Genomic DNA, 24869 nt, shown 5'->3' with positions numbered 1-24869 from the left:
GCCGAGGCCCGCAGGGAGGCGGATTTTGCCGATCCGGCGTGCTCAAACTGGCCCCGGACCTGACGCCAGACGGGAAGCCATTAATTTTTGTGGGGATCCCTCAGGGGGCGATCATCTTTTCCGAACGAGCCGTGCTGATGGCGTGTTCTAGGGATCAGGCCAGCTTTGCTGGCTGACCGGAACAGATGGCCAGCCACTCCGGGTGAATGCCTCTCTTCTTTTATATTTAACTGCCTGAAAAATAGAAACACTATAAAGATCGGCGCCAACATGCCGTAACTGATCAGGTCATCTTAAATAAAAATCCCACTCATGCTGTCTCACGGAGGATGTTGATGCTGCAACTGCTCAGGAACATGAAGGTTGGCCGAAAACTGACGGCAGGTTTCGGTGTATTACTTTTTTTTGTCGCCGCCATTTGTTACTGCGGCTTTAGTGGTTTCAGCACGGCGGAAGATTCATCGGCACGTTTATCGGTGGTCGGCGCACTGTATGATAATGCCGGTGCCGTCAAGGATGGCTTGCAGGAGAACCCTGCCGTCGCGATGACGAAGCTGACTGCGGTCAGCACCGAACTCGACAAAATCCACTCACTGATCCGCGAAGGCGACTGGCCAGCCCAGTACGCGCCCTTAGCCGACACCATACAGCAAGATATCGACGCCCTCCGTACCGATCTGCAAAGCACCGCTGCCCGCAATGATAAGTCCACCCAGGTGCGGATCTCGGGCCTGCTGGAAGACATCAATAAAATCTACGGGGCTGAAGAGTCGCACTCCGCTGAGCTGCTGGCCTGGAATCGCTGGCTGCTGGGTGTTCTCGGTATTGTCGCGATGCTGGTGGGCGTGATCGTTGCCGTCAGTATTCACCGGCAGATCGTTCCACCGCTGAATGAAGCCCTACAGGAGGCCAACCGTATTACTCATGGTGACCTGACAGGCACGCTGAATAGCGATCGTCAGGATGAAATCGGCCAGTTATTGCAGAGCATGGCGGGCATGAAGGCGCAGCTTAACCAGATTGTTCACCGCATCCAGGTGCGCACCAGTGAAATCGTCAATGCTGCGGATGAAATCTCCTCCGGCAACAGCAACCTGTCGGCGCGAACCGAAGAGCAGTCGGCCAGCGTTGAGCAAACGGCAGCCACGCTCAGCCAGTTGACCAGTACACTCAGCCAGACGGCCGGGCACACCGGGCAGGCACATCAGCTGGCGACCAAAGCGGGCGGGATTGTCAGGCATAACGGGGAGCTGATGCGCTCCGTCACTCACCGTATGCAGGGCATCCATGATTCATCTTCCCGGATGGCCGATATTATTCAGGTGATCGACAGCATCGCTTTTCAGACCAACATTCTGGCGCTGAATGCCGCCGTCGAAGCGGCCCGTGCCGGCGAGTCCGGGCGCGGTTTTGCGGTGGTGGCGGGCGAAGTGCGCACGCTGGCAGGGCGCAGTGCCACGGCCGCGAAGGAGATCCGTGAGCTGATTGATCGTTCTGTTGGCCAGATTGATGAAGGTCGTGAGCTGGTGGGGAAAGCCGATGTAGCGATGCAGGACATGGTGCAGAACATTACCAGTATGGCGAGCCTGATGAGTGATATTGCGGGATCAAGCCATGAGCAGAGCGATGGTCTGGCGCAGATTAACAGCACCATGAATCACATTGATGATGCAACCCAGCAAAATGCCGCCTTAGTGGAGCAGTCTGCCGCTGCCGCCGCATCGATGCAGGAACAGGCGCGCGATCTGATGGTGATGGTGGATGTGTTCAAAGTGGACCCCGTTGCGTCGCATTAATCGCTGACTGCCACTCAGGCACAAAAAAGCCCGCTCAGGAAAACCTGAGCGGGCTTTTTAATGAATGGATTATTGGTTTTACCCTTCATGAGGGAAGCGATTTTTACGACTTTGGATAGATTATTTTATTGTTTGTTTTTGCCCTCGTCGCGGCAATATAGTTGCCACCAGAACCCTGTATCGCGGTGCGATACAGGCAAAAGAGGCATTATTCGGCCAAAAGATAATGATGCCAGCCATCCATCTTTACCAACAGATTCAGGAGGCAGGATGGCAACACTAAAGTGGGATCACGCGGTTCAGTTTGTCAATCATCCCGCAGAGGCGATTCAGATTTTCGCCGCACAGCAGCTGAACGCCATACCGGGCGGGCGCCATCCGGGGTGGGGCACCCGGAATGCGCTGAGTTACTTCGGCCTGACCTATATCGAGTTTCTCGCGATTGCTGACCAGGCAGAGCTGGAGACTGCCGCACAGAGGTTCCTGCTGTCGCGCGACGCGGCGCAGTTACTGCCGGAAAACCAGGCATTGCATCGGCTGGCCCTGCGCAGCGACGATATTGTGCAGACGCACGAGGACCTGCACCGCAAAGGCTTACAGGTGTCGGCGATTGCGGACGGCCAGCGCAACGATCCGCAGGGCAACGTGATCAGCTGGCGTATTTTTACCATTGATGGCGACGTTAACGGTTTGCCTTATCCCTTTGTTCTGCAATGGGGGGAAGATGATGATGCCCGCCTGGCGCGGTTACGGGCACAGGGGCTGGACAGCCCGCATCCTGCCGGAGAGGTGGCGCTGACGCGTGCGGTGTTTGACGTGCAGGACCCGCAGGCGGTGCGCGCTCACTGGCAGGCGCTGTTTGGCTTTGCCCCGTTAGCGGATGCCACGCACGAAGGGCTGGACCTGGGTGATCAGCAGTTTATTTTCCGCCCCGGTGCGGACAACCGGCTGGTGGAACTGGTGTTGACGGCCGGGGAGCCTGCGTTACACGGCAAGCGCTGGTCGGTGGGAAATGGCGAGTATGTTTTCGCGCAGGGATAACCGGCGATAACACAGGATCATGTTATCGGCGCCGGGCAGAGAGGAGAGGGCAGAACGGCAGATCTGCCCTGTCAAATTTCACATCGTGCTAGAATTATCGCTCAAGGGGTATATTTGGATAAAGTATGACGAATATCGACACAGTCAGGGGTTTAGTGGGCAAAAGAGGGTACAAGGATAACCCTGTGTATCGTGAGGCCATGATACAGATGCGTTTTGAGACCTTCACGGATGACGATGTGGCTTTTTTGGAGGCGCACTACCTCACATCAAAAGATGTTTTCAGCCGTAATCAGATATTGTATGCATTGGTCTTAACCTGTCCGGACAGGGACCTGAAAGATTTTTTCCTCGCGGCATTCAAAAAAGAACGTCATGTCGATATGCGATTAGTCGCCCTGCGCGGTTATACGCACTTTGCCTCTGAAGAAGAGGTGATTCCGCTGATGTCTAAACTTTCCGATATCATCAAAAAGCTCCCCGCGCATACACGCTATCCTTACCAGGAATATGAGATGTTACGATCTCAATTTGGGCTACCTTATTTAGTGGCGCACTATGGCTATGCCTGTTTTATACAGGCATCAGAACAGCTCAATGCGCAATATGATGCGATGCCGGATCTGTGCAAAGGCTTTTTTACGCTGGATGCTCAGGGGCTGCATATTCAGTTACTGCCTCCCGCTGAGGCAAAAGAACGGCTGGGGAAACTGTTCGGTTAAACAGGGTACAGCCTGCCAAATTACAGGTATAATCCCCCGCATTATCCACTGGTTGACAAGCGGGATATATCAGGCCGATATCAGACGCTAAGCCTGATTAACCTGCACCCGCTGAAAAAACTGGCACTACCTTCAGGAAACGACTGATGAGCAATGACATCCCCCTTAAGTATTATGACTTCGTAGATGAGTATGCGACGGAAGCCGCACAGCCGGTAACCGAATCAGAGCGCAGCCCTCTGGCGCGTTATTTCGAGCTGCTGATGACGCATTTAACCAATAACGAAGAAATCAGCGAAGAACAGCAGAAAGAGATGGCCACTGAAGCCGGTATCAACGCGTTACGTATTGATGATATCGCGACGTTCCTGAATCAATGGGGCAATGAGTAACGCCCTCTGAGGTTTTTTGATGCCCGGGCACGTTTTCTACCGGGTATCCTGTCCCTCAAAAAACACCAAAAGCAAAAAGCCCGCTTAAGTTTCCTTAAGCGGGCTTCTCTAATTTGGCTCCTCTGACTGGACTCGAACCAGTGACATACGGATTAACAGTCCGCCGTTCTACCGACTGAACTACAGAGGAATTGTGGAACGAGGCGAATAGTAGCGATACGCCCTCAGACTGTCAACAGCAAAAAACATTTTAGCTTTCAACTGGCTGCGTTTGAATCAACCCGGCCGATTAGTGAACAATTCCACCCGCATTATGGTGTAACTGCTGCTGCTCCAGGCGCTGATGGGGATCCTGGCGATAAAACTGGCGGAACCGTTGATAAACCGCCGGGAAACGGGCGATCAGCAGCTCAGGCGCACTGAAAAAATACTCTGACAGTACCGCGAAGCATTCCGCGGGTTCGCTGGCGGCGTAGGCATCAATGCTGGTGGCGTTTTCACCCACCTGGTCGATTTCATCCTGTATTGCACTCATTGCCGCACGCAGATCGCGCTCCCAGCCCACCACGTCGCGCAGGGGAATGGCCGGTACACCGTTAGCTTCACCGCTGCCGCGCGCATCAAGCTTGTGTGCAACTTCATGGATCACCAGGTTATAGCCGGAGAGATCGAACGAGTCCTGCACATCCAGCCAGTTCAGGACAATCGGACCCTGCTGCCAGCTTTGCCCGGCGTGCACCATTTGTTCACGATGCACCAGGCCGAACTCATCCTGCCATTCATCGTCGACCATAAACGGGGAAGGGTAGATCAGCACTTCATGAAAACCGTCCAGCCAGTCGTAGCCGAGGCTGAGAACCGGCAGGCAAAACAGCAGTGCCAGTCGGCAGCTTTTGAGATCGTCCAGTTCGAAGCCTTGTAAAGGCACCAGACGTTTCTGGCGCAGAAAACGGGTCGCAAGCTGGCAGATCGCCTGTTGTTCAGCAGGACTTAAGGCTGTCAGCAGCGGGATCTCCAGCGCCTGTTGCCAGGGCAAGCCACTTTCCACCGCGTCATCACCGCCTTTCCACGGCCATTTGATCATGCTGTTGTCACTCCTGCCTGATGATGGCGTCAACGCCGCTGAATAAGGGAAAGATTCAAGCAGTTATATTGCTGATTGTCTGTGACAAAACGCAAACGGCGCTGAAAAAAATCAGCGCCGCTGCGGTTTACGAGCATCAGATACGCGCGAATTCGATCACCCAGACCCAGGGATTCACTTCCCAACTGGTGCCACCGTACTGAATGGCCCACTGCTTGCGGTAAGCATCTTTAGCGGAAACGGCTTCGCTATGCAGGGTGAAAAAGTTATTGAGGAAATGAGAGTCTACCTGCACGCCTTCCGCCAGCACGTCATCGTCACTGATATCCTGGATGCGCTCGACCCGAATGGCGGTGATGGTCAGGTCGATACGGCTGGCCCAGCGCGGCATATGAATGCCGGCCTGCCAGCCAAAATTTGTTTCTTCTTCGTCAGAGCTATAGATGCTGGAGTCGGCACGGTACTGACAGTAATTAATATTTTTAAACTGTGCAGGCGAGGTCTGATATTTCGTCATCTCCTCCGCGGGCACCACAGGGCCGCGCCAGGTTTCACGCACCCACAGGCGATCGCCCGGCTGCCCGTAAGGGCAGTGATAACTCAGGTTTTCCATGCCCAGAACACGGTTACCCTGCAAATTGTTGCTCAGGACATCAATGCCGTAACAACCTTCATGGTTGTCCTGGCCTGGCCCGAACAGTTGGGATTTCATGATGCGCCGTGTCTGTTTTTGTTGGCCTGAGAGCAGGGCGCGCACCCGTTGATCGCTAAATAGAATCGGGCGTTCTTTCATGGTTTAACCTCTAGTATGACTTTCTCGACCAGTTCCTGGTTCATAAGCAAAGTAGAAACACAATACAGATAATTCCTAACCTTAGCGCAAAAAAACGATTCAGCACGTTTATTTTACTAAACTTAGGAAAAACTTTTAAAAAAAATGACTTAGGGCAAATTTGCACTTCTGCCGGACGCAATTGTCTGGTGCGTCCCGCGTCGTCATCACGGGGTCGTCATGCCGTAACCAAATTGACATTTTACCATATTACAATGTGTTAGTGTGACGAATGCTTAGCGACGATGGCCTCTCACCGTGGCGATCGCCTGTTCCTCAAGATCACTGACAAACCGGGCGCACACCGCGCCTGTATTGTTGTTTGAGAGACAATTACCCGCATCTGATCATAACTATTGTTTATCATTTAGATCAAAAAACAGCCAGTTAAAAGTGAGCCAGAAAAAACTGAAAATGGGAAAAATGCTGTCACCAGCGCGTAACAACCGCTATAAGTTTGATGTGGATCTCATTTTTAAGCAGAAATGGTTAACCCGTTGCAGTGGGTGACCACCACTGACATCTCAAAAAGTTCAAACAATTAAGGAGAAGTCTATGACGCTGACTGACTGGCAATTACGTTTTGAAAAGTGGCTGCACGACACCTGGCAACATGATGATAAAGCCCATGATGTGGCGCACCTGACGCGCGTCTGGCAGTCTGCACAGCGCATTATGGTGGGCACCGGGGCCGACGAGCTGGTGGTGCTGGCCGGGTGCTACTTCCATGACATTGTCAATCTGCCTAAAAATCACCCTGAGCGCCATCTGGCTTCCGCGCAGGCAGCTGACGAGACCCGGCGTGCGTTACAGCAGGTCTTTACGGATTTCCCCAGCGATAAAATTGAAGCCGTGGCCCACGCGGTTCACGCGCACAGCTTCAGTGCTGGCGTAACGGCAGAAACCCTTGAAGCCAAGATCGTGCAGGATGCCGACCGTCTGGAATCACTGGGCGCTATTGGTCTGGCGCGGGTGTTTTATGTCTCTGGCGCATTAGGGCGTTCTCTGTTTGACAGTCGCGATCCGCTGGGGCGCGAACGCCCACTGGATGATGCTGAATGGGCGCTGGACCATTTCCAGAAAAAGTTACTGAAATTGCCTGAAACGATGCAAACGGCAGAAGGGCGGCGCCTGGCGGAATTTAATGCCCGCTTTCTCGTGACCTATATGGCGAAGCTGTGCGCTGAATTGAAGGGGGATTTTTGCGCGTTGGATCAGGCAGTACTGGAAGAATTCAGCCCGGGGGCGTCAAATATTAAATTTTTATGACAGTATGGTTAAATCGCACGTTACAGGTTACGTTGTTGGGACAATTCTCAGGAGAATCAGGCAATGACCGACAAAGTTAGCTTAACAATAAAGATCGATCCCGCCTTAAAAGAAACGATTAAAACACTCGCTCTGGATAGTGAGATTTCCCTTAGCGAATTGGTTACCCAGCATCTGGTAAAGAGTTTTTCTGCTCAGGCACCTGATGCGGTAGATAGTACCCATACAGAAGAAGAGACGGCCGAACAATTGAGCCAGGCAGAACTGAAACAAGTTCGCGCACTGCTGAAAAAGTCGAAGAAGAAAAAGTAAGCCCCGTCTTATCCAGCGTCTCTCGTTCTGAGAGACGCTTTCAACCCCCTTACATAACAAACTGACTCACGCTGTGCGAGAGCCGTTGCGCATGATCCACCAGCGCTTCCGATGTCTCTGCGCTGCGACGTGTCAGTTGCTCGCTCTCTTTGACCTGCTGATTCAGGCGAGTAATCTCCAGCGCTATCGCATTGACCCTTTTACTCTGCGCATCCGCATTGTGTTGCAACTCGCTCAGTAGGGTAACCACGCCGGATACGGCATGCGTAATTTCCCGATACAATCCCTCCAGCGTCTGTACCTGGCTAAAGCCGCTATCAATGTGTTGATGAGTTGAGCCGATCAGCCCGTCAATCAACCGCGTCGAGGCACTGCTCTTCTCCGACAGCAGGCCGATCTCTTTTGCCACAATGGAGAAGCTGCGGCCATAAACGCCGGCATGGGCTGATTCGATAGCGGCATTCAGTGCCACCAGCCGTGTTTGCAGCGAAATGCCCTCCAGCAGGGTAACAATCCCGGCGATCTCACCGGAAGCGTCAACAATCTGGCGCATTTGCGCATCAACAGCGGTCACTACGGTGCCGCAGCGGCGGGTCAGTTCATCGGCGGCCTGTACCTGCTGCGTCGCATGATGAGTAAACGTCACGCTGTGGCCCACTTCCTCTGCCACCCGGTTCAGACGCTGGCTGATATGCTCAAACGCGCTGCTCTGCTGCTGATTGTGGGCACTAAACTCATCATTTTGTTGTGCCATGCGGTCTGCGCTGCCACGCACCGCACCGGAGATGGCGTTAATCTCGCCCACGATATGCCGTAAACCTTGCTGCATCCCGTCCACATTCTGTATCAGCTGGCTGATCTCCGTTGACTGGTAACGGCTCTGATGCGCCTGCTGCGAGATATCGCCCGTTGCGATCTGTGCCAGCCAGCGCGACACGCGTTCCATCGGCTGGATCACCCCCAACAGCAGTAACCCGCCGCTCAGTAACAGCAGCCCGCCCAGCAGGGCAGAGATACCCAGGGAAAGATTGCGGCTGGTGGTCAGCGATGAGAGCGTAGAGAGGTTGAGGTTGTCTGCCTGGTGATTGGCCTGCGTCAGCACCTGATAGTAGGTGTCATTAAACTGCTGCTGAAAAGCCTGCATCGGCACCATAAAAAACGCATCAATATCTTTCGCATTCAGCCCTTTTAGCTGCTCCTGCAATCCGTCGGCCAGCATATCGAAGTTCTGTTTCAGCGGACTGTCCTGCGCCACCGGATATTGATCAAACAGCTTTCGTGCATTATCCAGTGAGGTCTGAGCCGTTTCGGCCAGGCTTTTCCAGCTGTCGACGGAACCGGTCTGGTTATCCTGCATCAGGTAGATCCCGGCGCGGTGGCTGTTGTCGCTGGCGGTGAGCAGTTCCATACGGGCTTTATCCAGCAGCGCCTGGCGGCCAGACAGGGTATGGATCTCGGAAATATTGTCACCCGTGCTGGAGACGAGGCGGGTCAGTAGCAGCACGCTGGCACACTGAAGCAGCGAGAAGACCAGCAGAAACAGGATGAAGCCACCCCGCAGGCTGCGTAACCAGCCCCAACCGGTCATCAACAAGGCAATACGTGGACGGCGCAGCATAGTGCGTAAGGGTAAAATCGTGATCAGTGACATAAGCTTCCCTTAAAATAAAAGGGAGTATTCGCCGCTTTTATGTCACTTGTGTTACCGCGATAACATAGAAAAAAGAAACAGGGGATTATCCGCTGATAAGGCAAATTACCCCGCTATTTTTCAGCGTTATTATTCTTCATCGCCGTAATAGAGGACGCCGAGCTTGATTAATGGTCGGCCCTGGCTTTTGCGATGCAAATTGCTGTCGCGCAACGAATACACGCAGCCGCAATATTCCTGCTGATAGAAACGCTCACGTTTGCTGATCTCAATCATGCGCGCCGACCCGCCTTTTTTGCGCCAGTTATAATCCCAGTACTGGATGCCGGGGTAGGGCGCGGCCGCCCGATCGCCACAGTCGTTAATCTGCTGCATATTCTTCCAGCGCGAAATACCCAGAGAGCTGGAAATCACCGAAAAGTCATTTTCAAAGGCGTACAGCGCGGTGCGTTCAAAGCGCATATCAAAGCACATGGTGCAGCGCACACCACGCTCTGGCTCCCACTCCATGCCCTTCGCGCGGGCAAACCAGTTATCGGTATCGTAGTCGGCATCGACAAACGGGATGCCGTGCTGTTCCGCAAAGCGGATATTCTCTTCTTTACGCAGCAGATACTCTTTCTGCGGATGAATATTCGGATTGTAGAAGAAAATGGTGTAATCAATGCCTGATGCCTGCAAGGCTTCCATCACTTCGCCGGAGCAGGGGGCGCAGCAGGAGTGCAGCAGCAGTTTTTTAGCGCCATCGGGAAGGCTAAGCAGCTCGCGTTGGGGGGCGTTCATCGGGAATAGCTCCATTGTTAACAGTCAAACCGCATCAGTGTAGAGGCAGCATGACGCGCTGTCATTAATTGCCCTCGCTGCGGCCAATTTCCGCCTGGCGCTGGGTCAACTAAGTGATAGACTGACACCCGTTTATCCCCTGTTAACTGAGTAAATATGAGCGATTTTGACCGCGTGGCCGCCGAACTGGCTGAACAGGCACGAGAAGATGCCCGGCATAAAGAACAGCAGGATCGTGAGCTGCTGCTGCGGGTGCTGGAGATTTATGACCAGAAAACGGTCGCGGCGACCCTGCGGAAGGTGAGTCAGCAGGAGTGGACGCGGGAGTCTGTTAATCGCTGGGTGAAGGGCAACAGCCGCAAAACGCTGAATGAAGCTGAAGTCAGTTTGCTGCACAGTATGTTACCTGCGCCTCCGGCACATCATCCCGATTATGCTTTCCGTTTTATTGACCTCTTTGCGGGTATTGGCGGCATCCGCAGCGGCTTTGAAGCGATTGGCGGACAGTGCGTGTTTACCAGTGAGTGGAACAAACATGCGGTGCGCACCTATAAAGCCAACTGGTACTGCGATGAACAGCAGCACCGCTTTAACCAGGATATTCGCGATGTCACTTTGAGCGGCGATACCCAGGTGAACGAAGAGCAGGCGTATCAGCATATTCGTCAGCAGGTGCCGGACCATGATGTGCTGCTGGCGGGATTCCCTTGCCAGCCATTCTCGCTGGCGGGCGTGTCGAAGAAAAATGCCCTGGGCCGTAAACATGGTTTTGAAGATGAAGCGCAGGGGACGCTGTTCTTTGATGTGGCACGCATCATCACGGCCAAAAAACCGGCGATCTTTGTCCTCGAAAACGTCAAAAACCTGAAAAGCCACGATAAGGGCAATACTTTCCGCATTATTATGTCGACGCTGGATGAGCTGGGCTATGACGTGGCGGATGCGGCGGTCACCGGTTCGCCGGACCCGAAAATTATCGACGGCAAGCATTTCCTGCCACAGCACCGTGAACGCATTGTGCTGGTAGGGTTCCGTCGCGATCTGGCGCTGCCCGCTTTCAGCCTGAGCGCGTTATCTGCGCTCTACCCGCCGCAGCGCACGCCACTCAAGGCCTTACTCGACCCGGTCGTAGACGCAAAATATATTTTGACGCCAACGTTATGGAAGTATCTCTATCTCTATGCGAAGAAGCACCAGGCACGCGGTAACGGTTTTGGCTACGGGCTGGTTGACCCGGCGCTTGAGCAGGGGGTGGTTCGGACGTTGTCGGCGCGTTATTACAAAGATGGCTCGGAGATCCTGATCGATCGCGGCTGGGACAAAGCGCTGGGTGAGGAAGACTTCGATAACGCGGACAATCAGCAGAACCGACCGCGTCGTCTGACACCGCGCGAGTGCGCCCGACTGATGGGCTTTGAACAGCCCGGCCAGGAGGCGTTCCATATTCCGGTATCGGATACCCAGGCCTATCGCCAGTTTGGTAACTCGGTGGTGGTGCCTGCCTTCGCGGCGGTTGCCAAACTCCTGCGCCCCTGGATCCTACAGGCGGTACAACAGCGCCAGTGAAATGTGGCCCGGTGCCACCACGGCAGGGCCGCTTTTAGCTACACTTAAGGTCTTCGTTAAAGGAATATCAAGATGGCCGACGTTCACTCTTCCGACGTGCGTAGTAAGAATATGCGCGCTATTCGTACCCGCGATACGGCAATTGAAAAGCGGCTGGCAGAACTGCTGGTTGAACTGGGCCTGAGTTATCGGGTGCAGGATAAATCGTTGCCCGGTCGTCCCGACTTTGTTCTGGCAGACTATCAGGCCATTATCTTTGTTCACGGCTGTTTCTGGCATCGTCATCACTGTCATCTGTTCAAGATGCCGGCGACACGCACGGCGTTCTGGCAGGGAAAAATAGACAGTAATGTGGCGCGTGATAAACGTTATGTTGAGGAGCTGACCGCCAGCGGCTGGCGCGTGTTGCTGGTGTGGGAATGTGCGCTACGCGGGAAAACGCGACTGGAGGAAGAGGCATTGCGCACGCGGCTGGAGGAGTGGATTTGCGCCGCGGAAAACAACGGTGAGATCGATGAACAAGGGATTCGCGTACTACCGTAAACCCTCTGTCAGCGACGCTGGCCTGCACGATCGCCAGGTCAACGTCAAGGGCGTTTCGCTTTCCCGCTGCGCGGGCTGAGCGACCCAGGGTGGGCAGTCGCCCCCACCCTGGGGACCCGGGCTTTGCGGCAGGCGCTGCGTCCACTGCGTGGATGCCTTCGCAAGCGTCGTTCACCGACGCACCGGTTGTGACGGCACATCCCTGTGCCGGCTCTCCCTCTCACCGCCGTCCTGGCGGTTCGTCCTGGTTCACTGTGCTTCCTCAGCGCTGCTGAATGCCGCCTCAACGTCAAAACCCAGGTCAAAACCCAAATTCAAATCAATCCACATAAATCATCATGTCTTCGCTATTTTAAAACCCACAGCGAGCGCTCTCTTGCGGGGATGGGGCCCGTTTGAGGTAAGCCGGACGTCACGCGACAGGACGTCGCGTGCCGAGGCCCGCAGGGAGGCGGGTCTTGCCGATCCGGCGTGCTCAAACTGGCCTCAGACCTGAAGCCGAATGATCAGCCATTCATTTTTGTGGGGATACCTCAGGGGGCATGCTGCACACGCTGAGGGTTTAATCAGTCGGCGAGCAGGGTTTCACCACCGGTTTTGCCGGGAAGAGGTATTTACCCAGCGTGACCAGCACCACTGCCAGCACAATAATGCCCAGCGCCAGCCATTCCCGTCCTGACAGGCTTTCACCGGCAAAAGCGATGCCCAGCAGCACGGCAACCACCGGATTGACATAGGCGTAGCTGGTGGCGATAGCGGGTGTGACGTTGCGGATCAGGAACATATAGGCATTGATGGCAATCACCGAACCAAACAGGCTGAGATAACCCAGCGAGAAGAAGCCCGCCAGTGAGGGTTTCTGAACCAGATGTTCACCCGTCAACTGGCTGGCGGTCAGTAATACCACCCCGGCGGCCAGCATCTCGACAGCCCCGGCCATCATGCCGTGCGGCAGCGCAATACGTGAACCCCACACCGAGCCAAAGGCCCAGGTCAGCGATCCGCCCAAAATCATCAGGGCACCCCAGGGATTGCCCGCCAGATGGCCGCCGCTGTTAAGCAAAATAATCCCCACCAGGCCGACGCCAATGCCCAGCCACTCAATCCAGCGCGTGGTAATGCCGAACATACGGCTAAAGCACATGGCAAACAGGGGGACGGTCGCCACCATCACGGCAGCCAGCCCGGAAGGCACATGCTGGTGTTCCGCAACGGTGACTGCGCCATTACCCATTGCCAGCAACAGGACACCGATGATCGCCGCGTTACCGGCTTCACGCCAGGAAGGCAATTTTTCCCCTCGCATCAGGAGGAATGCCAGCAGCACCACGCCCGCGAGCAAGAAGCGCAACCCGGCCAGCATCATCGGCGGCCAGCTTTCCACACCAATACGGATCACCAGATAGGTGGAACCCCAGATAAAGTAGAGAGAAAAGAGCGCGGCCAGCAGAGGCAGCAGGGCGGGGGCACGGCGTAACGTCATGTCAGAGACTCTTCCTAAAGTGATATCAGGTTGTGAAAATGTTATAAGCCTCCGATTCTGCCACTAATTATCCCCGGCGGGCGTTATTTTTTTACAAAATTTGCACTCCATGCCCATAATTGCTTAGATCTGTTCCCTCTTTAATACAGCCAGCCAGGGGTGAGCCATGGCCAGTGTCAAACTGACGGTAAGACGTCTGTATAAACTCAGCGGCGAACGCATGGTCAATACCCAGGCGACGGCGCGTATTTTCGTGGGCGATCGTCTGATTGCCACGGAAGAGATCAGCGGGATGACCGAAAGCCCGGTGAGTAAGTATCTGCACCATGCGGAAACGCAGGGGCAGCCAGTGCGCGTTGAGTGGGACTGTGATGGCATTGCTGATATGGCGGTGACCGAAATGGAGCTGTGCCCCTGTTGTCAACATGATGGACATGAATAAGGAATCTGATTTTGGCCGGAAGTAGTTTACTGACCTTACTGGACGATATTGCCACACTGCTGGATGACGTTGCCGTGATGGGCAAAGTGGCGGCAAAGAAAACCGCCGGTGTATTGGGTGACGATTTGTCGCTGAATGCGCAGCAGGTCAGCGGGGTAAAAGCCAACCGTGAACTGCCGGTGGTCTGGAGCGTGGCGAAAGGGTCGTTCCTTAACAAACTGATTCTGGTGCCGCTGGCGCTGCTGATCAGCGCGTTTGCCCCGTGGGCGATCACCCCGCTGCTGATGGTGGGTGGCGCATACCTGTGCTTTGAGGGCGTGGAGAAAGTACTGCACAGCCTGCATAAAGATAAAAGTCAGGAAACGCCGCAGGCTCGTGAAGCGCGTTTGCTGAAAGCGGCCGAGCAGAACCCGGCGGAGTTTGAGCAGAAAAAAGTAAAAGGGGCGGTACGCACGGACTTTATTCTCTCGGCGGAGATTGTGGCGATTACCCTGGGTATCGTGTCTGAAGCACCGCTGCTGAATCAGGTGATCGTTCTGGCTGGCGTGGCGATTGCGGTCACCGTTGGTGTGTACGGGATTGTTGCGGGTATCGTGAAGATTGACGATCTCGGCCTGTGGTTGCAGCAGAAATCCTCGGCGGCAGCGAAAGCGATAGGCGGCGTGCTACTGGTGGCGGCACCGTGGCTGATGAAGATCCTGACGGTGGTGGGCACCTTGGCGATGTTCCTGGTCGGCGGTGGGATTATCGTGCACGGCGTACCGTTACTGCACCATCTTATTGAGGGCGTTAGCGCAGGTCTGCATGGTTTGCTGGCGATGCTGTTGAGCAATGTTGCTAACCTCATCATCGGCTTTATTGTGGGGTCGATTGTGCTGTGCGCGGTAAATTTGATTGCCAAAATGCGCCCGTCATCAGTATAAAGACGGGCTGAAATCAGTAAATATCCAGGGGTTAATGATGAACGACGATATGTTTGAATTTGATATTGATGCTCAACTTGAGCAGGCAGAAGCCAATGCCCAGAAGAAAGCGGCCGAAGTACCGGCTGACTTAGGCGATGAAGCCGACTGCGAAGGCTGCAAAATCTAATCGCAAAATGCGACGAGTTTCACATAAAAAGCGTGTAGTAAAACTACACGCTTTTTTTATATTTAGTGTTTTTAACTGCTTATTTGAATTTAACAAATACTTTACCTGGCGTTAACAGCACGGTTTATATTCAGATGCTATAACTATTTGACGTTTCATAACCAGTGATAACCAGATAGGGAGGTACTTTGTATGAGCTTTATAGTCAGTGATGAAGTGCAACATAAGGATGGTGGCCCCGCAATGATTGTGACGGGAGTGGCCAGCGGTATGGTCGAGTGTCGTTGGTACGATGGTTTCAGTGTGAAGCGCGAGGCATTCCGCGAAGAAGAGCTGTCATCATTATCGTCCGCAGCGCGATTAGCGGGGTAGTTCGACTGTGTTATGTGACGGGCGGCACCGCTTCCTCGGTCCGCCCGATAATACGATTACAACTCGTTTTTAATACAAAATTCTTCCCAGCTCATCCCCAGCGCTTCGGCATGGGTGTGCAGATACGCTTCAATCGCGTTCACCATCACCGCTTTATCCGGCTCAGCCAGTTGAATGGCAAACAGCATGCCGTCCAGTTTCTTTTCTCGCACATACGCAGCATAGGCGCGATCTTTCTGCATGGATTGCAGCTGCTCCACCGTCATTCCGAGCGTGGCGGCCTGGTCTGCCGTCAGATTGTCAATACCGGCTTTTAGCGTCGGGTGGGCCTCAAGAAACAGATCTTTGGCGATGGCGTAATATTCTTCAACGGTTTTCATAACGATAATGCCCGGGTTGATGCAGGAAAATTCACTGGCGCTAGTGTACACGGCCGGATTGATCGGGGAAAGCCGGGCAGCAGCGCTGCCCGTCAGCCGTTTATGGAGGGGTTGTGGCGTAAATCTCGGTCACGGCCTGCTGGTTTCGCGTCAGGGTTTCGTCCAGCGTCAGTTTGCCCTGCAACAGCGCGGCAATGTTCTCACCCACGGCGTTGCCCATCTGGTCGAAGCCGGGAATGCTGACGTACTGCACGCCCTGATACGGCACCGGGCCGAGGGTTGGCTGTTCCACCGTGGCGCTTTCCATGGCGGCCTGTACCCGTTTTGCGTAGGGTGCCAGGCGCTGATAGCTCGCCTGCTGGTAGGTCGAGTAGCGGCTGCCTGGCGGTACGGCACCCCAGCCGACTGTTTGCGCCACCTGCTGTATGTAGGCGGGTGAGGTCGCCCAGCTGATAAATTCCTGTGCGACCGCCTTGTTAGCCGCACTGGCGGGGACGGCCAGTGCCCAGGACCACAGCCAGTTCGAGCCATTGCGCGTCAGTTCACCGGGGGCCGGGGCAAAATCAATTTTGTCGGCCACACGGGAGATCTGCGGGTTAATCAGCAGCCCGGCAGCCACGGTGCTGTCGACCCACATGGCACACTTGCCTTCGGCAAACAGCTTAAGGATTTGACCAAAACTGTTCTCTGCACTGTCCGGCGGGCCGTAGTCGTGCACCATCTGCACATAGTCGCTGAGCGCTTCCCGCCACTCCGGGCTGTCCAGCGTGGGTTTCCAGTCGAGATCGAACCACTGTGCACCGTAGCCGTTGGCCATGGTGGTGACAAACGCCACGTTATCCCCCCAGCCCGGACGGCCGCGCAGGCACAGGCCATAAACGCCGTTCGCTTTATCCGTCAGCTTCGCCGCCAGGCGTTTAATGTCGCTCCAGTTGACCTCCTCGGGCATTGTCAGACCACGGGCAGCAAACAGATCTTTACGGTAATAGGTCATGCTGCTTTCGCCGTAAAACGGCAGGGCATAGAGTTTATCCTGCCAGGAGAGGGCTTTACGCACGGGCTTCAGCAGGTCGTCCACCTGATAATCAGCGGGCAGGGCATCCAGCGGGGTTAACCAGCCGCGCTTGCCCCACAGCGGCGCTTCATAGGTGCCGACGGTAATCACATCAAAGGTCGGCTGGCCGCTGTTCATAGCCGCCAGTACCTGTTTACGCAGCTCTGCATCATCCATGACCTGCCAGCGCAGGTGAACGCCGGGATGAGCCTGCTCAAAGGTGCCGGAGAGCTGCTGCATGATGGTCATGTCACCGTTGGCGATGGTGGCAATGGTCAGTGTGGTGTCAGCCCGGGCAGCGCCCGCAGCCAGCATCAGCAGCAGGGCGGCGGTGAGTTTGCTACGCATAGTCGCTCCTGATATTACAGCAAAGGGGAACGGGGGCGGTCACCGCGAAAACGGAAGAAGGCCATCTTTTCAACCAGTAACCCGGCATGCTGATTCACCGTCTGGCTGGCGCTACTTGCCTGCTGGACCAGCGCGGCATTTTGTTGGGTGGCGCTGTCCATCTGGATCACCGCCAGGTTGACCTGCTCAATGCCACTGGACTGCTGACGGCTGGCCACGGCGATTTCACCGACGATAGCCACCACCCGCGCCACGCCACCGTTGATCTCCTGCAGCATCTCGCCAGAGCGCGTCACCAGCGAGCTGCCGGTATCGACTTTACTGACGCTGGCCTGGATCAGGGTTTTAATCTGCTGGGCTGCCTGCGCCGAACGCTGGGCCAGCTGACGAACTTCTGACGCCACCACCGCAAAACCACGGCCCATTTCGCCCGCACGCGCGGCTTCCACTGCCGCATTCAGGGCCAGCAGGTTGGTCTGGAAAGCAATCTCATCGATCACCCGGTTAATATCGCCAATCTGCTTGCTGGAACTTTCGATTTCCCGCATCGCACCGACGGCATCCTCCAGCACCTTGCTGCCGCGCAGCGCCTGTTCACGCACCGTCATCGCCAGTTCGTTCGCCTGTGCGGCGTTATCCGCGTTGTGTTTTACGGTGGCGGTCATCTGTTCCATGCTGGCGGCCGTTTGCTCCAGCGAGCTGGCCTGGGCATGGGTGCGACCGGAGAGATCCTGATTGCCTTCTGCCATCTGGTGGGCGGCATCATTCAATGCCACGGCGCTGTCGCCCACTTCACGCACGATGCCGGAGAGGCGATGGTCCATACTGGCCAGCGCACGCATCAGTTCGCCCAGTTCATCAGGGGCAAAATGTTCGATATGGTGATCGAGCTTGCCGTTGGCGATCGCTTCCGCCAGTCGACGGGCTTTACCCACCGAATGGCTGATGGAGCGCACCAGCATCAGTCCGGCAATCAGCGCCAGCAGCAGGCCAACGGTAAGAATGCCGATCAGACTGTTACGTGCAAGTTCATAGGAATGCGCACTCTGCTGGTAGTTACGCTCTGCATGTTCGCGCATCAGCCGATCAAGCTGGTCGATGCCCTGTTGCAGCGCGAGGCTGCCGGTACGCAGGCGGGTTTCGATGATCACCAGCGCTGCAGAAGGGTTGCCGGTTTTCAGCAGGGCGCCCGCGTCTTTCAGCGCTTGCTGCCACTGAGTGAGGTCTGTGACAAATTGTTTACTGAGGTTTTCGGTTCCGGGGATCTGTGCCAGGCTCTGGTACTGTCCGCGAATCTGTTCAATCTGGCTGGCATACTGTTGGATGATGGCAAGGCGTTTATCCACTTCTCCGGCGTCGGTCCAGTAACGCAGCGCCTCAAACAGCGTGGCGGATTGCAGCTGGGCCAGACGGTAGAGGCGGGAAGAACTTTGTAACGGGAGCAATTCGGTTTGGTAGGTGGCGGCAGCGCGCTGGTCAGCAGCACGAAGCCCGATAATTCCCCATACTGCGGCGATAATCAGCAGTATGCACAGCAGGCCCACGATCCCGATCAAACGGGCGCGAATGGTTAATCGCATAGCAGTTATTTCCCCTGAATTGACAATTCAATAGTCCGGGAGGGTGGGTGTTCTCTGTGCGGCGGGTTCCCTCATTAAACTGCTATCGGCAGCACATAAGGCAAACTTTAACGATTTGCTTAATTATCCGGCAAAGCAAGTATCAGAAAAGACATGAAAAATCAGAAAGCACAGCGGCAGGGCGCGCCGGGCTTGCGGCGGGGCAGGGAAAAATTATAACGTATCGCCTAATTGAGAACATCAGGATGAGAAAAATGAAAAAGTGGATTGTTGCCGCCGCAGCGGTGGTGACCTTAAGTGGTTGTGCGCAGTTAACCGATTACGCCAGTGCGGTGAAAACGCCACCACCGGCCGCGCTGGTAGGAAACTGGCAAACGTTTGGCCCGCAGAAAGGCCTGATCAGCAAGGAGGCGAAAGCCAGCCTGATGATCACCGCCGAAGGCGATACGCTGGACTGCCGCCAGTGGCAGCGTGTGATTGCCAAGCCGGGTAAAGTGACGCATTTTGACGGCGAGTGGGTGAATGTGAATAAGGAGGCACGCGTGATGCCGCTGGAGCTGGAAGGCACTGAGCTGCACTACGATAAACTGACGTTGCAGAAAGTGTCGCAACCCACCGTGGAGTGCCAGAAGGCGCTGGCCGATCAGGCGAAACCCCAGGACACGAAGGGTGAACAGCCTGCCAACACCACCACCGAGAAGTAATCAGGTTGTCGTGGCCGTCCTGGCCACGACTCTCCTTAGATCAGCACCCAGACGCTGACGCTGCCCGCCGGACAACGAAACACCGCGTTGCCCTGTTCGTCGCTCCCGACCTCTTCACTGATGTGCCCCAGCAGATCGTGCCAGCGCTTCCCGGCGTAGTGCTCCCCTAAATCCAGCGTTTTCTCACCGGCTTCACCGTTTGACATGATCACCACGCAGCCTGGCATCTCTTCCGTCCCACTGCGCGCAAAGGCAATGCAGTTAGGGTGATCAAACCACTCACGTTGTTCTCCGTGGGCATATTGCTGGCGGGCACGCACCAGGGTTTCCAGCTCGGCGATCACCGGGATCTCAATATCATACTGTTCGCCGTCACCCCCTTCATCCTGATAGTGAGCGCCGAACAGGTCCGGGTAGAACAGCACCGGGACGCCGTTTTCACGCAGCAGGATCAGCGCGTAGGCCAGCGGTTTGAACCAGGGCTCCACCGGGGCTTCCAGCGCCTGCAGCGGCTGTGTGTCATGGTTAGCCACAAGGGTGACCGCATGCCAGGGATCGGCCGCGACCAGAGTGCCGGTGAAGATCTGGCTGAGGTCGTAATCCGCCCCCTGTTTTGAGGCCGTATGGAAATTCATTTGCAGCGGGGCGTCAAACAGCAGGGTTTTGCCTTCGACCTGATGGATGTACTGTTGCAGCTTATCCACTTCGTGCGACCAGTATTCTGCGACAATAAACAGCGGCTCAGGTGCCACTTCCTGTACGTGCTCAATCCACTCTTTATAAAACCAGGCGGGGATATGTTTTACCGCATCGAGACGAAAACCGCGGCAATGCACTTCCTCCATGACCCAGCGCGCCCAGTATTTCAGCTCTTCGGTCACCGCGTGGTTACGGAAATCGATATTAGCACCCATCAGATAGTCAAAATTGCCCAGCTCGTCATCGACCTGGTCATTCCAGCCCTCCCCGGTGTAGTCGTTAACGATTTTGAATACGCCGTTTTCATCGGGATTTTCGATATGGTCGACGCCGCTGAAGCATTTGTAATCCCAGACGAACTGCGAGTACTGTCCGGCACGCACCGGGAAGGTAAAGCGCGTCCAGGCTTCGGCGGTGAGCACTTCCGGGTCGATCTCATCGCGGTTGTCCGGATTAACGCGGTTGACCTGTACCTGTTCTTTTTCGTCGGCACCCATTTTATGGTTGAGCACCACATCAAGGATGACCCCCACGCCGTGGGATTTCAGCGCCTCAACGGCGGCCAGCAACTGCTCTTTGTCACCGTATTTGGTGGCACGCGAGCCTTTCTGGTCAAATTCACCGAGGTCAAACAGATCGTAGCTGTCGTAGCCAACCGAATAACCGCCGGATTCCCCTTTATAAGCCGGGGGCAGCCAGACGTCAGTGATACCGATTTCTGCCAGCCATTGCGCGCGTTCCGCGGCTTCCGGCCAGAGTTTGCCGCCTGTGGGATAATACCAGTGAAAAAACTGCAACAGCGTGGGATTGTGCATGTTAAGGATCCATTTTCGCCAGACGGGAAAATGAAGTATGAGCGAGAAGGGGGGAAAAGCGCGGGCCAGGGTGGAATTATTTATTTCACGCTGGCCCACTGACAGTGTTGCGAAAGGGCATAACCGTTAACTGTCAGGTTTATACGTTGGCTCCAGTGGGAAATAACACCACACCGGACATTTTGGTATAGGCATTATTGACCGATTTCTGACGGCCCGCCTGCTGGATAAGACCGGAAATCTCATCCTGACGACGCTTCAACAGCACTTTGAGTTCCGCTTCGTTATCCAGGATATGACGCAGTACCGGACGCAGTTGTTCCTGAGTATGGCTTGGAACCTGCTGGTGCTGAGTTGCATTCGCCAGTTTTTCCACGGCGTTAAGGTAGTTAACTTCCATATCAATCAGTGCATCCCACTGTCCTTCGCCAGCCAGACGCAGCATAGACTGACTGTGTGTCAAAATTTCCTGATAAATCGCGAGCAGATGTGGGGCAATGTTCATGTGTACAGAGTCCTAAACCAGAGCGGTTGTGCCAGAGACCTCTTTCCAGGCATCGGCGATATTGCGCAACAGCGCTTCAACTTCTTCAATTATTTGTACATCGTTATCTATGTTAGCGCGTACCAGGCGATGCACCATATAGCGGTACAGCCCCAGCAAATTCTGCGTTAACTCGTCTTCGCTGTTTTCATCTAAACCCAGCTTAAGACCGTTATCGATAATATTAATGGCTTTGGAGAGCGACTCTCCTTTTTTGATCGTGTTACCGTCCTGCATGAAGAGTCGTGCGCGAACCAGGGCACTGAGTGCCCCATCAAACAGTAGAGTGATCAGCTGATCGTTACTGGCACTCATCACTGCACTTTCCACGCCGACTTTTGCATAGGCCTGGGTACCGCTTGCACTATACATTCTGGCTCCTTACTTCGTGGTACTGTTGGTTGTCGCGAACTGCTGAGTCAGGTAACTGCTGGTATTGTTCAGTTTGCTGATCATGACATCCAGTGCGGTAAACTGGGTTTTCAGTCGCGCAATCGTGTCATCGATGCGGTCACTGATCTTGTTGTACTGCACGGTCAGGTTATTCAGGGTCTTACTGACGCCATCTGTCGCCGCCTGGATGGCACCTTTGGTTGATAACCAACTGGTCAGGTTACTATCCAGCTTGGTGGTGATCCCGGTGGTTTTACCGTCACCCATAAACATCGCTTTAATGCCGTCAGGATCTTTCGCCAGCGCCGCATCCAGTTTGGTCTGATCGGTTTTCAGCTGTCCGGAAGTCGGATCGGTCGTAATGCCAATCTGCGACAGGGTTTTGAAGGTCGAGGTGCTGGACATGTTGGTCAGCATATCTTTCATCTGCGACTGAATGGTACGCAGGGTGCTGTCACCCAGCAGGGCGCCGTTGCTGGTGTCCTGTGCATCGGTCCCGGCATCAACGGCGGTATATTTGGTCAGCGCGTTTAAGCTGTCCTGCAGGGTATTGTAAGCGGTAGCCCAGGCCGCAATCGTATTGGAGACGCTACTGGTATCTTTGGTGATGGTCAGCGACTGCGTGCCGGTGGTTTCTGCCGTCAGGTTGAGCGTAATCCCCTCCAGCGCATCGCTGATGGTATTACTGCTACTTTCGATATCGACGTTGTTCACTTTCAGCATCGCATTTTGAGCGGCTACGCTCTGGGTCATATTGCTGCTGTTGGTACCATCGTAATTCAGCATACTTTCCAGCGCACTGTCGCCGGTTACGCTAAGGGTAGCTGCGTTATCCGTACCCGTTTCATCCGAAGTCAACGACAGACGATAGCTGCCGTCACCGGTTTTGATAATGCTGGCGGTCATACCGGTATCGGCTGCGTTGATCGCATCACGTATCCCGGTCATCGAAGAATTTGCCGCCGTCACTTTCACGTCGACTGCCTTATCGCTGCCCGCCAGTTTAATCGAAATGGTGCTGTCAGAGGTGGCCAGCGCTGTAGAGTTGCTGGTCTGAACGCCGGAGGTCAGGGTCTGAGCCGAGGCCAACTGGGACACGGCAATCGTATATTTGCCCGCTACGGCACCGGCTGTCGTTGTGGCGCTAAACGCTGTGCTGGTGCTGCTGGTTTTGGTGGCACTAAACAGGTTGGCATTGTTCAGCTTGGTATTGGCCGCCTGGAAGGTGGTCAGTGCGCTTTTCATGGTGCTGTAAGCACTCAGCTTGGCGGTAAACGCCGTCTGCTGCTTAGAGATAGGCGTCAGTGCCGCTTTCTCTGCGCTTTCAGTTTGCGTAAGGATGGTGCTTAATTCCAGGCCGGAGCCGATACCTAAGGTAGAGATACTAGCCATGATGTTTCCTTTATTTAATCAGGACGGAGTATGAATACCGAGGTTATCGGCGATTGATGCACAAAGTTTACGATTATTTGCGCAACAGCAATAAAACGAATAGCGGTAATAAAGAGGGGTATTTCGGCCAGTAGGGGAAAACGAAAAAAAAACGCTGAGAGGCTAAAAAAAATCTAAAGGTTACTGAGGGACAGACGATAACAACTTTGACGGCGATGAAGCCGGGGGGCAAACAGCCCAACCACTTAACCCGAAATGATTAAACAGGAAACTTTATCATGGCACAAGTAATCAGTACCAACAGCCTCTCGCTGATCACTCAGAACAACATCAACAAGAACCAGTCTGCTCTGTCTACTTCTATCGAGCGCCTGTCTTCTGGCCTGCGTATCAACAGCGCGAAAGACGATGCTGCTGGTCAGGCGATTGCTAACCGTTTCACTTCTAACATCAAGGGCCTGACTCAGGCTGCTCGTAACGCTAACGACGGTATCTCTGTTGCGCAGACCACTGAAGGCGCACTGTCAGAAATCAACAACAACTTACAGCGTGTTCGTGAGCTGACTGTTCAGGCTTCTACTGGCACCAACTCTGATTCTGACCTGTCTTCAATCCAGGACGAAATCAAATCCCGTCTGTCTGAAATCGACCGTGTGTCTGCTCAGACTCAGTTCAACGGCGTGAACGTGCTGGCGAAAGACGGCACCATGAAAATCCAGGTTGGCGCGAACGATGGCGAAACCATCTCTATCGACCTGAAGAAAATCGATTCTAAGACCCTGGGTCTGGACAGCTTCAACGTTAACGGTCCTAAAGGTACACTGACTGCTGCTTCAGGTACTGCTGCTTTCAGCGGTTACTACGGTGCAACGACTGCGGTTTCTGGTGCAACTGTTGCAGAATCTGGTGCGACTGATGACCTGTCAACTCGTCTGGGCCTGGCATCTGGCGGCGCAGCGGTAGACGGCACTAACGTCTACAAAGACGAAAGCGGCAACCTGTATGCGAAAGTGACCATCAAGTCAACTTCAGCAGCTGAAACCAACAACCTGAAAGCGAACGGCTTCGATATCGCCAGCGGCGCAAGCCAGGACTTCTATGTGGCTGTTGATCCGCAGGCTGCGGATTCTACTTCCACTACCGGTACTGCTGCGTTCAAAATTGACACCAAGTCACTGAGCCTGTCTAACCTGACTCAGGGTTCTACCTCTGGTCCACTGGATAAACTGGACAAAGCGATTGCCAGCGTTGATGAATTCCGTTCATCACTGGGTGCGATTCAGAACCGTCTGGGTTCAGCGGTAACTAACCTGAACAACACCACCACTAACCTGTCTGAAGCACAGTCTCGTATTCAGGATGCTGACTACGCGGTTGAAGTTTCTAACCTGTCTAAAGCACAGATCATCCAGCAGGCGGGTAACTCAGTGTTGGCTAAAGCTAACCAGGTTCCACAGCAGGTTCTGTCTCTGCTGCAGGGCTAATTATCCTCGCGATAATCTTGCACATCAACCCCGCTTCGGCGGGGTTTTTTTATGCCTGTTAAAAAGGATTAACGCTCAGATAAGCCCTCTATTTTG

At 54.6% G+C, this 24869-nt stretch carries 26 protein-coding genes and 1 tRNA gene; 14 read left to right on the top strand and 13 right to left on the bottom strand.

Features of this window, described 5'->3' with window-relative positions; all coding sequences use genetic code 11:
• Positions 1–335 precede the first annotated feature (335 nt).
• The 4 genes from WH279_RS18410 to WH279_RS18395 all read left to right on the top strand — a co-directional run bounded on the left by WH279_RS18410 (position 336) and on the right by WH279_RS18395 (position 3951).
• Positions 336–1796 (top strand): methyl-accepting chemotaxis protein, encoded by a 1461-nt coding sequence (locus WH279_RS18410; protein WP_339457955.1) that lies wholly within the window; start codon positions 336–338, stop codon positions 1794–1796.
• 270 nt (positions 1797–2066) lie between these two features.
• Positions 2067–2837: a VOC family protein gene (locus WH279_RS18405; protein WP_339457954.1), complete on the top strand. Its 771-nt coding sequence runs from the start codon at positions 2067–2069 to the stop codon at positions 2835–2837.
• Between the two features lie 125 nt (positions 2838–2962).
• Positions 2963–3559, top strand: a complete 597-nt coding sequence (locus tag WH279_RS18400) for a hypothetical protein (RefSeq protein ID WP_339457953.1) — start codon at positions 2963–2965, stop codon at positions 3557–3559.
• A 146-nt stretch (positions 3560–3705) separates the two neighbouring features.
• The gene (locus WH279_RS18395) at positions 3706–3951 is read left to right on the top strand and encodes a YmjA family protein (RefSeq protein WP_171149801.1); all 246 of its coding nucleotides are present in this window, start codon (positions 3706–3708) and stop codon (positions 3949–3951) included.
• A 114-nt stretch (positions 3952–4065) separates the two neighbouring features.
• Here the strand turns inward: WH279_RS18395 and WH279_RS18390 are convergent.
• The 3 genes from WH279_RS18390 to WH279_RS18380 form a co-directional block, all read right to left on the bottom strand.
• Positions 4066–4141, bottom strand: a tRNA-Asn gene (locus tag WH279_RS18390).
• Between the two features lie 99 nt (positions 4142–4240).
• A complete protein-coding gene (gene mtfA / locus WH279_RS18385) occupies positions 4241–5035 on the bottom strand; it encodes a DgsA anti-repressor MtfA (RefSeq protein WP_339457952.1) in 795 nt (264 codons plus the stop codon).
• Positions 5036–5171: 136 nt separating this feature from the next.
• Entirely contained in the window at positions 5172–5828 is a 657-nt protein-coding gene (locus tag WH279_RS18380; RefSeq protein ID WP_339457951.1) for a hypothetical protein, read from the bottom strand.
• 594 nt (positions 5829–6422) lie between these two features.
• Here WH279_RS18380 and WH279_RS18375 point away from each other — a divergent pair.
• Both WH279_RS18375 and WH279_RS18370 read left to right on the top strand, forming a co-directional pair.
• Entirely contained in the window at positions 6423–7136 is a 714-nt protein-coding gene (locus WH279_RS18375) for a phosphohydrolase (RefSeq protein WP_339457950.1), read from the top strand.
• Between the two features lie 63 nt (positions 7137–7199).
• Positions 7200–7448 carry a hypothetical protein gene (locus WH279_RS18370; protein ID WP_133841703.1) on the top strand — a complete coding sequence of 83 codons (249 nt, stop codon included), beginning with the start codon at positions 7200–7202 and terminating at the stop codon, positions 7446–7448.
• A gap of 49 nt (positions 7449–7497) precedes the next feature.
• On the opposite strand, the gene WH279_RS18365 is transcribed toward WH279_RS18370, so the two are convergent.
• Positions 7498–9099: a methyl-accepting chemotaxis protein gene (locus tag WH279_RS18365; RefSeq protein ID WP_339457949.1), complete on the bottom strand. Its 1602-nt coding sequence runs from the start codon at positions 9097–9099 to the stop codon at positions 7498–7500.
• A 129-nt stretch (positions 9100–9228) separates the two neighbouring features.
• Entirely contained in the window at positions 9229–9882 is a 654-nt protein-coding gene (locus WH279_RS18360) for an epoxyqueuosine reductase QueH (protein ID WP_339457948.1), read from the bottom strand.
• Positions 9883–10038: 156 nt separating this feature from the next.
• Here WH279_RS18360 and WH279_RS18355 point away from each other — a divergent pair, with 156 nt between their 5' ends.
• Together WH279_RS18355 and WH279_RS18350 are read left to right on the top strand one after the other, a co-directional pair.
• A complete protein-coding gene (locus WH279_RS18355; RefSeq protein WP_339457947.1) occupies positions 10039–11448 on the top strand; it encodes a DNA cytosine methyltransferase in 1410 nt (469 codons plus the stop codon).
• A 72-nt stretch (positions 11449–11520) separates the two neighbouring features.
• Complete coding sequence (locus tag WH279_RS18350; RefSeq protein ID WP_159336456.1) at positions 11521–11991, top strand: very short patch repair endonuclease; 471 nt, start codon at positions 11521–11523, stop codon at positions 11989–11991.
• Between the two features lie 562 nt (positions 11992–12553).
• Here WH279_RS18350 and yedA read toward each other — a convergent pair.
• Positions 12554–13474, bottom strand: a complete 921-nt coding sequence (gene yedA, locus WH279_RS18345) for a drug/metabolite exporter YedA (protein WP_133841708.1) — start codon at positions 13472–13474, stop codon at positions 12554–12556.
• Positions 13475–13640: 166 nt separating this feature from the next.
• On the opposite strand from yedA, the gene WH279_RS18340 reads away from it, so the two are divergent.
• The 4 genes from WH279_RS18340 (at position 13641) to WH279_RS18325 (ending at position 15380) form a co-directional block, all read left to right on the top strand.
• A complete protein-coding gene (locus WH279_RS18340) occupies positions 13641–13916 on the top strand; it encodes a hypothetical protein (protein ID WP_133841709.1) in 276 nt (91 codons plus the stop codon).
• A gap of 11 nt (positions 13917–13927) precedes the next feature.
• Positions 13928–14839 carry a DUF808 family protein gene (locus WH279_RS18335; RefSeq protein ID WP_339457946.1) on the top strand — a complete coding sequence of 304 codons (912 nt, stop codon included), beginning with the start codon at positions 13928–13930 and terminating at the stop codon, positions 14837–14839.
• Between the two features lie 34 nt (positions 14840–14873).
• Positions 14874–15008 (top strand): hypothetical protein, encoded by a 135-nt coding sequence (locus WH279_RS18330; RefSeq protein ID WP_259151748.1) that lies wholly within the window; start codon positions 14874–14876, stop codon positions 15006–15008.
• Positions 15009–15200: 192 nt separating this feature from the next.
• Positions 15201–15380, top strand: a complete 180-nt coding sequence (locus tag WH279_RS18325) for a YodC family protein (RefSeq protein ID WP_133841711.1) — start codon at positions 15201–15203, stop codon at positions 15378–15380.
• Positions 15381–15436: 56 nt separating this feature from the next.
• On the opposite strand, the gene WH279_RS18320 is transcribed toward WH279_RS18325, so the two are convergent.
• From WH279_RS18320 to WH279_RS18310, 3 genes are all read right to left on the bottom strand, one after another.
• Positions 15437–15760 carry a DUF6388 family protein gene (locus WH279_RS18320; protein WP_339457945.1) on the bottom strand — a complete coding sequence of 108 codons (324 nt, stop codon included), beginning with the start codon at positions 15758–15760 and terminating at the stop codon, positions 15437–15439.
• A 100-nt stretch (positions 15761–15860) separates the two neighbouring features.
• Complete coding sequence (locus WH279_RS18315) at positions 15861–17162, bottom strand: ABC transporter substrate-binding protein (RefSeq protein ID WP_339457944.1); 1302 nt, start codon at positions 17160–17162, stop codon at positions 15861–15863.
• Positions 17163–17176: 14 nt separating this feature from the next.
• Complete coding sequence (locus tag WH279_RS18310; protein WP_339457943.1) at positions 17177–18742, bottom strand: methyl-accepting chemotaxis protein; 1566 nt, start codon at positions 18740–18742, stop codon at positions 17177–17179.
• Positions 18743–18996: 254 nt separating this feature from the next.
• Here WH279_RS18310 and yedD point away from each other — a divergent pair, with 254 nt between their 5' ends.
• Positions 18997–19446, top strand: a complete 450-nt coding sequence (yedD, locus tag WH279_RS18305) for a lipoprotein YedD (protein ID WP_339457942.1) — start codon at positions 18997–18999, stop codon at positions 19444–19446.
• Positions 19447–19481: 35 nt separating this feature from the next.
• Here the strand turns inward: yedD and amyA are convergent, their stop codons facing one another.
• The 4 genes from amyA to fliD form a co-directional block, all read right to left on the bottom strand.
• Positions 19482–20960 (bottom strand): alpha-amylase, encoded by a 1479-nt coding sequence (amyA, locus tag WH279_RS18300; protein WP_339457941.1) that lies wholly within the window; start codon positions 20958–20960, stop codon positions 19482–19484.
• Between the two features lie 139 nt (positions 20961–21099).
• Positions 21100–21465, bottom strand: a complete 366-nt coding sequence (gene fliT, locus WH279_RS18295; RefSeq protein WP_200643286.1) for a flagella biosynthesis regulatory protein FliT — start codon at positions 21463–21465, stop codon at positions 21100–21102.
• A 12-nt stretch (positions 21466–21477) separates the two neighbouring features.
• Positions 21478–21876 (bottom strand): flagellar export chaperone FliS, encoded by a 399-nt coding sequence (fliS, locus tag WH279_RS18290; RefSeq protein ID WP_200643285.1) that lies wholly within the window; start codon positions 21874–21876, stop codon positions 21478–21480.
• A gap of 9 nt (positions 21877–21885) precedes the next feature.
• Positions 21886–23289 carry a flagellar filament capping protein FliD gene (gene fliD, locus WH279_RS18285; protein WP_339457940.1) on the bottom strand — a complete coding sequence of 468 codons (1404 nt, stop codon included), beginning with the start codon at positions 23287–23289 and terminating at the stop codon, positions 21886–21888.
• A 278-nt stretch (positions 23290–23567) separates the two neighbouring features.
• Between fliD and WH279_RS18280 the strand changes: the two genes are divergently transcribed.
• Positions 23568–24773: a FliC/FljB family flagellin gene (locus WH279_RS18280; RefSeq protein WP_339457939.1), complete on the top strand. Its 1206-nt coding sequence runs from the start codon at positions 23568–23570 to the stop codon at positions 24771–24773.
• Positions 24774–24869 lie beyond the last annotated feature (96 nt).

Origin of the sequence: Erwinia sp. MYb375, assembly GCF_037479175.1 — a bacterium.
GTDB lineage: Bacteria > Pseudomonadota > Gammaproteobacteria > Enterobacterales > Enterobacteriaceae > Erwinia > Erwinia rhapontici.
The sequence above is the reverse complement of the archived record's forward strand: the minus strand, read 5'-3'. Positions and strand labels throughout refer to the sequence as shown.